We start from the raw sequence: 13,428 nt of genomic DNA, 5'->3' as shown, positions 1-13,428 counted from the left end.
GAGGAGACCCCGATGCCTGCCGTGACCGTCGACGACCTGACCGTGCTGCCGCGCCTCTCCGAGCCCGGGCTCGGCGACCAGCCCCGCCCGGTGTGGCAGGTGAGCACCGCGCCGTCCGGCTACGAGGGCGAGGGGTTCCCGGTGCGCCGCGCCTTCGCGGGCATCGACCTGCGCCACCTCGACCCGTTCATCATGATGGACCAGATGGGTGAGGTGGAGTACGCGCCCGGTGAGCCCAAGGGCACCTCCTGGCACCCCCACCGCGGGTTCGAGACCGTCACCTACATCATCGACGGGATCTTCGACCACCAGGACTCGCACGGCGGTGGCGGCACCATCACCAACGGCGACACCCAGTGGATGACGGCGGGCAGCGGGCTGCTGCACATCGAGGCCCCGCCCGAGTCGCTGGTGATGAGCGGCGGGCTCTTCCACGGCCTGCAGCTGTGGGTCAACCTGCCTCGCGAGCAGAAGATGAGCCAGCCCCGCTACCAGGACATCCGCTCGGGTGAGGTGCAGCTGCTCACCACCCCCGACGCCGGAGCGCTGGTGCGCGTCATCGCCGGCACCGTCGACGGCCACGCCGGCCCGGGCGCCACCCACACCCCGATGTCGCTGGTGCACGCCACCCTGCAGCCGGGCGCCCGGCTCGAGCTGCCGTGGGAGGTCGACTTCAACGCGCTCGTCTACGTGCTGGCCGGCAACGGCTCCGTGGGCATCGACGGCCAGCCGCTGCGCACCGGGCAGGCGGCCGTGATGGGCGCGGGCGACTACCTGACCATCGCCGCGGACAGGACCCAGGACAGCCGCACCCCGGCGCTCGAGGTGGTCGTCGTCGGCGGCCAGCCGCTGCGTGAGCCGATCGCCTGGGCCGGGCCGTTCGTGATGAACACCAAGGCCGAGGTGCTCGAGGCCTACCAGGCCTTCCAGCGCGGCGCGTTCGGCCAGCCCCAGGGCGCCTAGCCCAAGGGCTCGACGGCGTAGCCTCCGGCGGGTGGCCCGGCTCTACCGCGACGCGCACGGCGTCCCGCACGTGCGGGCCGCCGACCTACTGGACCTGGCCCGGGCCCAGGGCCGCGTCGTCGCCCACGACCGTGCGTGGCAGCTGGAGTGGCTGCGACGCCGGGCCACCGGCACGGCCGCGGAGGTGCTCGGCCCGGCCCTGCTCCCGTGGGACCGGCTGGCGCGGCGGGCGCTCGTCGTCGAGACGGCACGCCGGGCCCTCGACGCCCTGGACGAGGAGCACCGCGCCTTCGTGGGCGCCTACGCCGAGGGCGTCAGCGAGGTGCTGACGGCGGGGACCTTCGCGCCGTCACCCGAGCTGGAGTCGCTCGGCGTCGCGCCCGCCGCCTGGCCGGCCTGGATGCCGCTGGCCACCTTCCACGCCCAGCACGTGCTCTTCGCGAACCTCGGCCGCTCCCTGTGGCGCGCCCGGGCGCAGGCGGCGCTGGGGCCGGAGGCCGCGCTGCTCGCGCACGAGGGCCCCGAGGCGGCGGGCAGCAACGCCTGGGCCGTCGGCGGTGGGCGGACGGCGTCCGGGTTCCCGCTCGTGGCGGGTGACCCGCACCGCACGTTCGAGGCGCCCGGCTGCTACCTGCAGGTGCGGCTCGCGCTCGAGACCGGGGACGACGCCGACGGTGCAGGGCAGGGCTTCGACGTCGTCGGGTTCACCTTCGCGGGGGTGCCGGGCATCCAGCACTTCGCGCACGCGGGCGAGGTGGCGTGGGCCATCACCAACGCGATGGCCGACTACCAGGACGTGCTGCCGGTCGCGGAGTCCGGCGCGGTGGTGCGCAGCTGGACCGAGGATGTGCCGGTGCGCGGCGAGGCACCCGAGCAGCTCACCTGTCGCGTCTACGAGCACGGCCCGGAGTTCACCCCCGGCCACACCTTACGCGGTCCCTCCACCGTGCTGGGTGACCTCGGGTTCGGCGCCCTGCTGCCCCTGCTGCGCGCCCGCAGCGTCGACGACGTCGACGCCGCCCTGGAGCACTGGGTGGAGCCGGTCAACAACGTGGTGGTGGCCGACCGCACGGGCGCCGTGCGCTACCGCCTGGCCGGCCGCGTGCCGCTGCGCACGGACGGCTTCACGGGGGAGTGGCGCGGCTGGCACCCGGCCAACCGCCGGGACCTGGCCCCCGGCGAGCACGTCGTCACGGCCAACGAGCGCCGAGGCGCTGAGAGCGCCCTGGTGGGGCGCGAGTTCGCCCCGCCGCACCGCGCCCGCCGCATCGACGCCCTGCTGACCGGCCGCTCCGGCCTCACGGTCGAGGACCTGGCCGCGATGCACGCCGACACCCGGCTCTCCGGGCTGGCTGCGCTCCACGCGCTGGTGCCCGGCGCCTTCGGGGGGTGGGAGGAGCAGATGGACGCCGGCTCCCCGGCGGCCGCGCGGTGGGCCGCCTGGCGGCACGCCCTGGTCGCCCGGATCGTCGAGGCGCCACTGCTGGCGTCGCTGCGCGAGCCCGCCCCCGACCCGGTCTTCGCCGCCTCCCTCGACCTGCGCGGCGTCGTCGGCCTGGCGCTGCCGGGACTCGCGGCCGCCGGCACGCCCTTCGGCCTCGACCTGCCGGGGATGGCGCGCGAGGCACTGGCGGACGTCAACGCCGCCGGCGGGTCGGAGCCCTGGGGTGAGCGGCACCGCTTCGCGCCCACGCACGGGTTCGACCTGCTGGCCGACCCCGCGCGGCTGCCTGACGGCACCGCGCTGCGTCGTCCGGGCCACCCGCGCCCCGGGCTCGGCGGCGACGCCGAGTGCGTACGCTGCACCGGCAGCCTCCCCGGCGTCACCGACGCCGCCCAGCGCGGGTCGGTGGCCCGCTACGGGTGGTGCCTGGCCGACCGGGAGGCGAGCGGCTGGGTGGTGCCGCTGGGTGCTGCCGGTTCCCCCGGCCCCCACCACCACGACCAGCTCGAGGCCTGGTCGGCCGTCCGGCTGCTGCCCGTCGTCACGGACTGGGCGCGGCTCACCGAGGTGCCGCTGCCCTGAGTGCCGGCCCGCGGCTCGCGCAGCCGCGGAACGCGACGCCCGCCATCCCCCACGGACGACGGGCGTCGCTGATGATCCGGTCGGCGACCCCCCATGACTCGTCCCGGCCACCTGGGCTCTCAACGGGTGGCGGGCTGGCGAGGTGACGCCGGTTCGGGTGCGGTCTGGACCTGCGCCTGGTCGTGTGCCCCAAGGGTGGTGCCCGCCGGCATCGGCATCGGGCCGCACCCGTGGCAGTCGGGTCTCGTCTCACGGATTTCGTCATCCGCCCACGTCATTCTCACGTCGCGCGCCAGTGCTGCGCACTGCGGGCGCCGATGTACTAGCAGCGTTCACTGTGGCAGCAGTCACATCACGGAAGACGAGGCAAGCATGCGCGCGACCAACGGAACCGACGTGGGGACATCGACCGGTAGGACCCGCGGCTCCAGAAGCCGGCTGCAGCGAGCGAGGAGGACCGTGGTGGCGCTCGCCGTCACCGGCCTCGTGCTCGGCGCGGCTGCCTGCGGGGGCGGCGGCTCGGGAGACACGGCGGGGGGATCCAGCAGCAGCGATCTCTCGGACAAGAAGGTGACCCTGGTCCACTGCGGCGACGTCAATCCGTGGTGCGCGGTCTACAACAAGACCATCATCGACGGGCTCGAGGCGGAGGGCGTCAGCGTCGAGTACCTCCAGGACCCCTTCGACGTGGCGCTGGAGATCCAGAACCTCAACTCGGCGATCGCCTCGCGGCCGGACCTGATCCTGGTCTCGCCGACCGACGACAACTCGCTGGTGCCCTCGCTGCAGCAGGCCAAGGCACAGAACATCCCGGTCATCATCAACAACTCCATGCCCGCCGAGGCAGCCGAGGACCTGGTCACCGCAACCGTCAACGCCGACCAGGCGTCGCTCGGCACGTTCGCCGCCCAGAACATCGTGGAGGGGCTCCAGGAGATCGGCGTCGAGTCCGGGAACGTCATCGCCATCACGGGGTCCGACGCGACCGCGACCAGCGGTGACCGCATGGAGGCCTTCGAGGCTGAGCTGGCCAAGACCCCGGAGTACGAGCTCGTCGAGGTGCGCAACGGCAACTGGGACCCCGCCGCGACCGGCGAGATCGCCTCCCAGCTCTTCGCGCAGTACGAGAGCCGGGGCGGCATCCAGGCCGCCTACGGCATGGCGGACTACATGGCCAACGCGATCATCCAGAGCGCCGAGCAGGCGGGCCTCCCGGTCGGCGTCGGGGACAAGGGCCTCATCGTCACCGGCAGCAACTGCTTCAAGGTCGGCATCGACAACATCCGGGCCGGCAAGCAGTACGGCACCGCCACGCAGACGCCGAGTGCCGAGGGTGAGTTCGTCGTCGAGCACGTGCTCGCCTTCCTCCGCGGTGAGGAGATCGAGAAGGTCAACCTGAACTCCGAGGACCGGGTGACTGCCGACAACCTCGACGAGTTCGCCGACAGCTGCAGCCAGGCCTGATCGACACACCGGTGGTGGGCCGGCCGGTCCGGCCGGCCCACCATGCAACTGCGAGGGAGTTCGCGTGAAGGAGTCACCCCTGCGTCTCGAGGTCCGAGGCGTGAGCAAGACCTACGGCGCGATGCGTGCGCTCGACCGAGTCGCCTTCGATCTCCGCCCCGGCGAGGTGCACGCGTTGCTCGGCCACAACGGCGCGGGCAAGAGCACGATGGTCAAGGTCCTCTCGGGCGTGGTGCAGGCCGACGAGGGCAGCGTGCTCATCGACGGCGTCGAGGTGCACCCGCGCAACCCGCGCCAGGCCCAGTCCTCGGGGGTCGCGCTCGTCGACCAGGAGCTGAGTCTCGTCGGCACGCTGACCGTGGCCGAGAACCTCGCGGTGGGCGCCGACCGCGCGACCGCACCCGGCCGGACCGAGCTGAGGGCGACCCTCGACGAGCTGGGTCTCGCGCACGTGCCCCTGAACGAGCTGGTCTCCAAGCTGTCGCTCGGCGAGCAGCAGCTGGTCGAGATCGCCCGCGCCCTCAGCCGGAGGGCTCAGATCCTCATCCTCGACGAGCCCACGGCGACCTTGAGCGACACCGAGATCGACATGGTGTTCACGGCAGTCCGACGGCTCGTGGCCGAGGGGCGATCGGTCATCTACGTCTCCCACCGACTGGGGGAGGTGCTCTCGCTGTGCCAGCGCGCCACCGTCTTCCGTGACGGGAGGTGCGTGGGCACCCGCGACGTCGCCGACCTCGACCGCGACTCCATCGTCGAGATGATGCTCGGGCACCTGCCCGAGATGGCGACCCGGGAGCACCGGGCGGAGAGCACCGACGAACCCGTCCTGACGGTGTCCGGCCTCTCGGTCCCGCCGCGGCTGTCGGACTTCGAGCTCTCCCTGCGCCCGGGCGAGGTCGTGGGCATCGCGGGGCAGGTCGGCTGCGGGGCCAGCGAGGTCTTGCGCGCGATCGCCGGACTGGTGCCCGACGCGACGGGTGACGTGACCGTCCAGGGTCGCAAGGTCCGCCTCGGCGGACCACGCAGGTCCGCCCGTGCGGGAGTCCTGTACACGCCGAGCGACCGCAAGGAGGAGGGGCTCTTCCTCGGTCATTCGATCGCGCGCAACGTCGTCGCGACCCGAATCCCGCGCCTGGCGCAGCTCGGCGTCCTCCGACCTGGCGCTGAGCGGACGCAGGTCAGCGACCTCCTCGGCCTCACCGGCATCCCGGTGGCTCGCCGGCGGCTCCCCGTGGGGAGCCTGAGCGGCGGCAACCAGCAGAAGGTGCTGATGGCGAGGTCCCTGCACGCCGACCCGAGCTCGGTCCTCCTGCTCGACGAGCCCACACGCGGCGTCGACGTAGGTGGGCGGGCCGACATCCACGCGCTGATCCGGCGCGCGGCCGACCAGGGGGTGGCGGTGATCTTCGCCTCGACGGAACTCGACGAGGTCCTGGAGCTCAGCGACACGGTCGTGACGATGTTCGGCGGGCGGATGGTCGACGTGCACCAGCGCGCCGAGCTCACCGCCTCGCGGGTCCTGGCCGACATGACCCACGGCCGAGCGGTGGTGGAGGTCGCGTGAGCACGCTGACAGCACCCCGGACCGAGGGCGGCGCGTCCACCGGATTGCGCCCGAGCATCACCCAGGTCGCCATGGCGGTCTTCTTCGTGATCCTCCTGGTCGGATCGGTCACGACCGACGGCTTCTACACCGTCTCCAACGCCAAGGCCATCTTCAACTCGGCAGCGATCGTGGGCATCATCGCGGTGGGGACCACCGCCATCGTGCTCGGGGGACAGCTCTTCTGCCTCTCCATCGGGACGACCGTCGCCATCGGTGCGATGAGCTTCCTCTACTCCCTCCGCTTCGGGCTCCTGCCCGCGATCGTGCTGACGCTCGTGCTGGGGGCGTTGGTGCTGGGTGCCCAGGGCTTTCTCGTCGGGCGGTTCGGTGCCAACCCGATCATCGTGACCATCGGCGCCGGGGCGCTCCAGGAAGGGGCCGTCACCTGGTGGTCCGGGGGTGTCTCGGTGTACCCACCGTCGGACGGGCCGGACATCTCCTTCCTGGCGAGCCCGCTGCTGGGGATCCCCTTCCCTGTCTACGTCTTCGTGGTCGTGACGATCATCGGTGAGCTGGTCCTGCGCCGGACGGTGTTCGGTCGTCAGCTGGTCCTGATGGGAGAGAGCCCCCGTGCCGCCCGCGCAGCAGCCCTGCCGGTCGCGCGGATCACCGTCCTGGCCTTCGCGTGCGCCGGCATCACGGCCGCGATCGCGGGTGTGCTCCTCGGCGCGTTCAACCAGAGCGGGACCCTGACGACGACCGGGACGCTGACCTACGACTCCATCGCCGCCGTCCTGGTCGGCGGCACCGCGGTCCTCGGAGGGCGGGGCTCGGTGGTGCGCTCGGCAGCGGGTGCCCTCGTGCTGGCCGCGCTCTCGGACATGTTGCTGCTCCGCGGGTACTCCACACCGGTCCAGCTGCTGGCCCTCGGGGTCATCGTCTCGGCCGTGATCCTCCTCAACCACCTGCGCACGAAGGCGAGGGACGCCCGATGACGACCACCTTGACCGATCCGGATGAGGCGGTCACCGAGCTCGACCGGAGCCGTCGCTCGAGGCGCGCGTCACGCGCCCGCATCGTCTCGACGGCGGCTCCATTCGGCTTCGCAGCGACCATGCTGCTGGCGCTGTTCGTCGTGCCCTCCATGTCCGGCCGGGAGTTCAACGTCTTCAGCATCTACAACGCGATGCAGAGCTACTCGGGACTGGGTCTGGTCGCCCTGGCGCTGGGCCTGACGATGATCATCGGAGAGTTCGATCTCTCGGTGGTGGGCACCTACGCGCTCGCCGGCATGGTCGCCGTCAAGACCGGTGTCGACCAACCGCTGGTCGGCATCCTGTACGCGCTCCTGGTGTGCGGTGCCCTGGGCCTGGTCCACGGCCTCCTGGTGGCCCGTGCCGGGGTCAACTCGATGGCCATCACGCTGGGCGGCTACCTGGCGGCGATCGGTCTCACCGGGACGATCGCCGACAACAAGAGCCAGGCGTTCCCCAACTACGAGTTCAGCAGTCGGCTCAACGAGCCGATCGCCCAGATCTTCTCGATGCGCAGCCTGATCACGGTCGCTGTGGTCGCGCTGGTCGTCCTGCTGGTCATGGGCACTCGCGTGGGTCGCGACATGCGGGCCACCGGTGGCGGGCGCCGGGCGAGCCGGACGGCGGGGGTCCGGGTCGACCTGATCGTCGTCGCGACGTTCACGGCGTCCGGCCTCCTCGCCGGACTCGGTGGCACGCTGCAGGCGTACGGAGTGGCGACGGCGACCCCGAACCCCGGGCTCTCCCCGTTGATCTTCGCGATCACCGCGACCCTCCTCGGTGGGATCGCCCTGGCCGGGGGCAAGGGCACGCCGCTCGGCATCGTGGCCGGAGCCCTCGGGATGTGCTTCTTCGCCGAGCTGTTCACCACGCTCGCGACCCCCCAGTACGTCGTCAGTCTCCTGACCGGTGGCCTGCTCGTCGCGGTCACCCTCCTCACCACCGAGCCGGCACGGCGCGGCCTGTCGTCCCTGCGACGAAGGTCCTCCGGCGCGTCATCAGCCACCACCGCCTAGAACGAAGGTCGAGCACATGCGCAAGACACTGATCACCAACGGCTTCGTCATCACGATGGACCGCTCCCGCACGACGTTCTCGAAGGGGCAGGTTCTCATCGGCGACGACAAGGTCCTCGCCGTCGGGCACGACCTGCCGACCGACGGTGCCGAGGTCGTCGACGCCCAGGGCGGCATCGTCATGCCCGGTTTCGTCGACAACCACCGCCACATGTGGCAGACGAACCTGCGCGCCATGCTGGCCGACTGGACCCTGCACGAGTACATGCGGGGCATCCGGTTCAGCATCTCGCCCGTCCTGGTGCCCGACGACATCGGTGCTGCCAACTACGTCGGTGCCCTCGAGGCCCTCAACGCCGGAGTGACGACGGTCTTCGACTACTCGCACAGCAACAACAGCCCCGACCACGCCACGGCAGGGGTCGAGGCGCTGCAGCGCAGTGGCATGCGGGCCGTCTACGGCTACGGGCTGGTGCCCGCACCCGTGGACCACCCGGCGTTCCAGACCGTCGACGACCGGATCAAGGACGCGCACCGCATCCAGGACGAGCTGCTTCCGTCGAGCGACGCGCTCGTCACCATGGGCATGGCCCTCACCGAGACCGGGCTGATCCCCTGGAGCTCCTCGGTGAAGGAGATCACCGCAGCCCTCGAGATGGGGGTCCCGCAGTCCATCCACAACAACAACTACTTCGGGGTCACCGTCTCCCAGGGGGTCGAGCCCATGCACCACGCGGGCCTCCTGCACGAGTCCCAGATCCACGTGCACTGCAACACGAGCACGCCGGACCAGTTCCGGATGCTCGCCGACGCGGGATGCACCGTCGTGTCGACGCCCGACACCGAGATCCAGATGGGCATGGGCCACCCGGTCTTCAACGAGGCCAAGAAGTACGGCATCCGGTCGACCGTGGGGTGCGACATCATCACGCTCAACGGCGGCGACATCGTCGGCCAGCTCCGTCTCGGGCTCCAGGACGCCCGGGTGCGCGTCAACGACACGTTCAACGCCCGCAAGGAGATGCCGCTGACCCTCGACACCTCGTCGATGGATGCCCTGGCCTGGGGCACCATCAATGGCGCGGAAGCCCTCGGCCTCGGGTCGGTGACCGGCAGCCTGGAGCCGGGCAAGCAGGCCGACGTCATCATCATCGGGGGCGACGAGCCGAACATGTGGCCCATCAACGAGGAGCCCGGGATGGTCGTGTTCCACTCCCACCCGGCCGACGTGCGAACGGTGTACGTCGGCGGCAACCTGGTGAAGAAGGACGGCCGGCTGGTCGGGGTCGACTACGGCGCGACCCGCGCGATGGCCGAGGCGTCGCGCGACCGGATCATGGACGAGGTCATGCGGACGACGGGCGTCGTGCTGCCGCCCGAGGACGGCATGTCGCTCATCTCCGTCGAGGAGACCGCTGTCGCCAACATGAGCAAGTAGGTGTCGACCCGCATGGGCGTGACGACGAGGGCCGGGTTGCTCGCCGACTGCCGGGCCCTGGTGGTCGACGTCTCCGACGTCGTCGGGGTGGCGGTCGTGCGTCGGCTCGCCGCGGAGGGGGCGCGGGTGGCGTTCTCGAGCGTGGACGCAGATCGCTCGGCACGCCTGGTCCGGCGTGTGCGGGGCTTCGGCCGCGAGCTGGAGGCGCTCTCCTCCACGCTGGCTCCGCCTGACCTCCTCGCGACTGCCGCGCGCGTCCTGGGAGGTCTCGACCTGGTGGTCGTGCTCGGCGACCCAGGAGCCCTGGACGGACGGGGTGCCGGCGACGACCTGGCCCGGCTGGCGGTCCTGGTGCGCTCGGCGGCGAGCCTGGCGGTTGCGACGGAGGTGACGGTCGTGGCAGCGCGGCTCGACGAGGGTGCTCGCAGGGCCGGCGCCGGCCCCGGGGTCAGGCTGCTGAGCCTCGCCGACATGGGACTGGACGGCATCCCCGTCGCTGAGGGTCGCGCGGCAGCAGTGGCCATGGTGGCGGCTGGCTGGGCACCACCGAGCTGGGGGACGCGAGAGAGGTGGCCGGCGTGAGCGGCACGGACGGGACGCGGCTCAGGACGGCGGTCGTCGGCCTGGGTTGGTGGGGCCAGAAGATCGTCCGCAGCCTCGCGGACAGCGATCGGATCGACGTCGTCGTGGGTGTCGAGCCGTCGGCCGACGTGGCCGCCCTGGTCTCGCGCGACACCGGCCTCGACACCGTCGGGTCGCTGGCCGACGCGGTCGGGCGAGGTGACCTCGAGGCGGTGGTGCTCTGCAGCCCCCACCCGTGGCACGCCGAGCAGGTGGTCGCCGCTGCCGAGGCGGGACTCCACGTCTTCTGCGAGAAGCCGTTCACCGTGAGCTCTGAGGAGGCGCGCAGAGCACTGGCCGCGGTCACCGCTGCGGGGGTGCAGGTCGGGCTGGGGCACGAGCGCCGGTTCGAGCCCGCCGTCGTGGACCTCCGGGCGCTGGTCGCCTCCGGTGGTCTCGGTGTGCCGCTCGTCTTCGAGGGCAACTTCAGCCAGGACAAGTTCCTGTCGCTGCCCCCCGACAACTGGCGCCTGTCCAGCGAGCTGGCTCCCGTGGGTCCGCTCTCGGCGACCGGCATCCACCTGGTGGATCTGGCGATATCGATCTTCGGTCGACCCCACGAGGTGTGGGCGCGCCTGGGCACGCTGGCCACGGGGTTCGCCAACGGCGACACGTTGTCGGTGACCATGGGATTCCCGAGCGGCGCCACCGCGAGCATCACCGCGATCCTGACGACGCCGTTCGTGGGACGCGTCGCCGTCTTCGGGTCGCAGGGGTGGCAGGAGATCCGCGACCGCAGCCATCCCGAGGAGCCCACCGGGTGGGACGTGACCACCCAGATCCGCGGCAGCGCCCCCGCCACCGGACGGGTGGACCCCTACGACGCTGTTCGGCGTAATCTGGAGTGCTTCGCCGATGCCATCCGCGGAGGTGCGTCCTACCCGATCTCCGCGGAGGAGATCCAGACCAACGTCGACACCTTCGAGGCCATCAGTCGGTCGACGCACTCGGGCCGAATCGAGAACGTCTAGATGAAGGTGGCGGGTGTGGTGGACGTGGTGGGGGCTTCGCAGTTCGCCTTCGACGAGGAGTACTCGCTCGCCCTGCCCGACTGGGGTGTCCGAGCAGTGGCCGCGCGGGACTGGAGACCCCTCGTCGAGCAGGTGGTCACCCGGTGCACCGATCTGGTCTTCTCGGAGAACCGGTACGACGAGGCTTTCGTCGAGTCGCTGACCGACAGCGTGGGCGAGAACGCCCAGGCACTGCACGACGTCCTCACCGGACGGCTCGAGACCGGCGACGTGCCGTTGACCCAGCGCCTGCGGTTCGCGGCGCTGGAGGCGGAGGCCAGGATCCCGCACGCGTCGCTGCAACGGTCCTACCGCATCAGCTACTTCCTGCAGTGGCAGCACTGGGTGCGGGTGATCGAGCAGGCGGCCATCGACGAGCAGGTCGATCCCCGGGAGGCGATGCGGGCGGTGGGCTCGCTGACGGCGGCGGTGCACGCCTACTCCGACACCGTGATCTCCAACGTCGCCACGACGTTCGCGCGCTCCGAGGATGCGTTCAACCGCTCCCGCGCCCACGTGCGGCACCGCCTCGTCCGCGAGATCCTCGACGGTCGCGAGGAGGCGCTGTCCCCGGCTGACCTGGTGACGCTGGACTACTCGCTCCAGGCCTCCCACCTGGCAGTCCTCCTCCCGCGCACGCCGCAGGGCGCGGCGAACCAGCTGACCGTGGGTCTGCGTGCTGCCGTGCGGCCCTCGCACCTGCTCGTCTACCCCGTGGGCCTGCGGAGCTCGGTGGTGTGGATGGCCTCGGCCACGGCGTGGAGCGAGGAGCGGGTCGCCCGTGTCGTCGACGTCCTGGAGGCCGCTGGTGCCGTGGCGGCCCTGAGCGAGCCGCAGTCGGGACTCACCGGCTTCGTCGCCGGCTTCGAGCAGGCGCGCGACGTCGAGCAGGTGTGCGCCGCGGTCCTGACCACCGAGGGGTCGGGCGTCGTCCGCTACTCCCAGGTGCGACTCGAGATCCTCCTGATGCAGAACCGTCCGCTCGCGGTGGCGTTCATCCGTGAGGAGCTCGGACCTCTCGCGGACGACACCGCCGAGGCCGCCAGGCTGCGGGCGACCCTCGAGGTCTCCTTCCGACTGGGGAGCCACGTGGCGACGGCGGAGCACCTCGCCCTGCACGAGCACACCGTGCGCAACCGGCTCCAGCGGGCGACCGAGCTGATCGGTCCGCTGCACGAGCGACGCACGGAGCTGCAGGTCGCGCTGCGTCTGTGGCACATCGTGTCGAGCACGGGACCGGAGGCGATCGCCAGCAGCCGGGTCGGAGACCGGCCGTCATGATCAGCGACCCGCGCCAGCTGCTGGTGGACCCCGTCGAGGCGGTCAGCCAGCTCCGTCGGCGCCCGGTCGACCAGCTGACGGGAGTGCTCGTCCAGCCGTCCGGCTCGGTGCGACTGGAGGTCGGCTCCGTCGTCCCGGTGACCGGTGACCCGCCGGGGGTCCTGCTGAGTGTTCCCGCGCAGTGGGCGCCGCAGGACGGGGAACGCTCGCTCGTCGTCCAGCTGGACGGCGCGGGGGGCCGCCTGGACTGCGAGGTCGTGGACCACCTGCCCGCCACGCGGCTCACGGTGCTGGTGTGCCGCGTGGACCAGGCGCACGCGGCCGCACCGTCCTTCGTCCAGCTGTCGACCCGCCGCTCCTTCGACCTGGCCGACGACGCGTACCTGCGGGCCCGCGAGCTGGTCCTCCTGCGCCAGTACCCGCCCGACTCGACCCTCGACCCCGAGGACCTCGCCTTCGACCTCGGTGCGGACCCTCCGTCCGCCACCGTCGCGCTGACCCGCCTCGAGCTCGACGGCCTGGTCCGGCGAGATCCCGATCGCGGCTACGTCGTGGTTCCCTTCGACGCCCGGTCGGCCGACGAGACGTTCGACGCGCGGTGCGCCATCGAGCTCGGGGTCCTCGAGACCGCGCTGGCCGAGGTCGACGGCACCCGGATCGCGGAGCTGCGCCCCTCCTTCGACGCGATGGCCGGCCAGCTCGTCGACGGACGCTTCCTCGACTTCGAGCGCTACCTGGACGCCAACGTCGCGTTCCACCAGCAGATCGTCATGCTCAGCGACAACGAGGCGCTGAGAGCGGCCTACCTCCGCCTGGGGCTGAAGGCCGTCATGACGAGGAGCTTCGGGTCCACGCGGGCAACGTCGCAACGCTTCATCGGCATCCAGCGCGCCCTGCTGCGCAGCATCGAGGCGCGCGACCTGGAGGCCGCCAAGGAGTCGGCGATCGCCTACCGGGACCTGGCCAAGGACCGGGCGCGATCCATCCTCGGCCAGACCGGCGGCTGGCTCTGACGGCTCGCTGACG

General features: G+C 71.7%; 11 protein-coding genes. All 11 read left to right on the top strand.

Translation table 11 applies throughout. From position 1 onward, the window contains the following. Nucleotides 1-12 precede the first annotated feature (12 nt). Nucleotides 13-963, top strand: a complete 951-nt coding sequence (locus ABD948_RS08820) for a pirin family protein (RefSeq protein ID WP_345264835.1) — start codon at nt 13-15, stop codon at nt 961-963. A gap of 31 nt (nt 964-994) precedes the next feature. Further along, the gene (locus ABD948_RS08815; RefSeq protein ID WP_345264833.1) at nt 995-2,989 is read left to right on the top strand and encodes a penicillin acylase family protein; all 1,995 of its coding nucleotides are present in this window, start codon (nt 995-997) and stop codon (nt 2,987-2,989) included. A gap of 462 nt (nt 2,990-3,451) precedes the next feature. Beyond that, nucleotides 3,452-4,453, top strand: coding sequence for a sugar ABC transporter substrate-binding protein (locus tag ABD948_RS08810; RefSeq protein WP_345264831.1), 1,002 nt, complete (start codon nt 3,452-3,454; stop codon nt 4,451-4,453). A gap of 100 nt (nt 4,454-4,553) precedes the next feature. Next, nucleotides 4,554-6,020, top strand: coding sequence for a sugar ABC transporter ATP-binding protein (locus ABD948_RS08805; RefSeq protein ID WP_345264829.1), 1,467 nt, complete (start codon nt 4,554-4,556; stop codon nt 6,018-6,020). After that, nucleotides 6,017-6,997 (top strand): ABC transporter permease, encoded by a 981-nt coding sequence (locus ABD948_RS08800; protein ID WP_345264827.1) that lies wholly within the window; start codon nt 6,017-6,019, stop codon nt 6,995-6,997. The genes ABD948_RS08805 and ABD948_RS08800 overlap by 4 nt, the downstream gene beginning before the upstream one ends. Further along, on the top strand, nt 6,994-8,052 hold the full coding sequence (locus ABD948_RS08795; RefSeq protein WP_345264825.1) for an ABC transporter permease: 1,059 nt from the start codon (nt 6,994-6,996) through the stop codon (nt 8,050-8,052). The genes ABD948_RS08800 and ABD948_RS08795 overlap by 4 nt, the downstream gene beginning before the upstream one ends. Nucleotides 8,053-8,068: 16 nt before the next feature. Then, nucleotides 8,069-9,490, top strand: a complete 1,422-nt coding sequence (locus ABD948_RS08790) for an amidohydrolase family protein (RefSeq protein ID WP_345264823.1) — start codon at nt 8,069-8,071, stop codon at nt 9,488-9,490. Nucleotides 9,491-9,502: 12 nt separating this feature from the next. Next, nucleotides 9,503-10,072, top strand: a complete 570-nt coding sequence (locus tag ABD948_RS08785; protein ID WP_345264821.1) for a hypothetical protein — start codon at nt 9,503-9,505, stop codon at nt 10,070-10,072. Next, a complete protein-coding gene (locus ABD948_RS08780; protein ID WP_345264819.1) occupies nt 10,069-11,082 on the top strand; it encodes a Gfo/Idh/MocA family protein in 1,014 nt (337 codons plus the stop codon). Before ABD948_RS08785 ends, ABD948_RS08780 begins: the two co-directional genes overlap by 4 nt. Further along, complete coding sequence (locus ABD948_RS08775; protein WP_345264817.1) at nt 11,083-12,402, top strand: PucR family transcriptional regulator; 1,320 nt, start codon at nt 11,083-11,085, stop codon at nt 12,400-12,402. Beyond that, nucleotides 12,399-13,415, top strand: coding sequence for an FCD domain-containing protein (locus tag ABD948_RS08770; RefSeq protein ID WP_345264814.1), 1,017 nt, complete (start codon nt 12,399-12,401; stop codon nt 13,413-13,415). Before ABD948_RS08775 ends, ABD948_RS08770 begins: the two co-directional genes overlap by 4 nt. The last annotated feature ends 13 nt before the right edge of the window (nt 13,416-13,428 follow it).

The organism is Nocardioides nanhaiensis (assembly GCF_039542785.1).
In the GTDB taxonomy this organism is placed as follows: Bacteria; Actinomycetota; Actinomycetes; order Propionibacteriales; family Nocardioidaceae; genus Nocardioides; species Nocardioides nanhaiensis.
The sequence above is the reverse complement of the archived record's forward strand: the minus strand, read 5'-3'. Positions and strand labels throughout refer to the sequence as shown.

Bases quoted from the DNA above. Each gene is read 5' to 3' on its own strand.
- ABD948_RS08820 (WP_345264835.1), top strand. From the start codon at position 13: ATGCCTGCCGTGACCGTCGACGACCTGACCGTGCTGCCGCGCCTCTCC.
- ABD948_RS08795 (WP_345264825.1), top strand. From the start codon at position 6,994: ATGACGACCACCTTGACCGATCCGGATGAGGCGGTCACCGAGCTCGAC.
- ABD948_RS08790 (WP_345264823.1), top strand. From the start codon at position 8,069: ATGCGCAAGACACTGATCACCAACGGCTTCGTCATCACGATGGACCGC.
- ABD948_RS08785 (WP_345264821.1), top strand. From the start codon at position 9,503: ATGGGCGTGACGACGAGGGCCGGGTTGCTCGCCGACTGCCGGGCCCTG.
- ABD948_RS08775 (WP_345264817.1), top strand. From the start codon at position 11,083: ATGAAGGTGGCGGGTGTGGTGGACGTGGTGGGGGCTTCGCAGTTCGCC.
- ABD948_RS08770 (WP_345264814.1), top strand. From the start codon at position 12,399: ATGATCAGCGACCCGCGCCAGCTGCTGGTGGACCCCGTCGAGGCGGTC.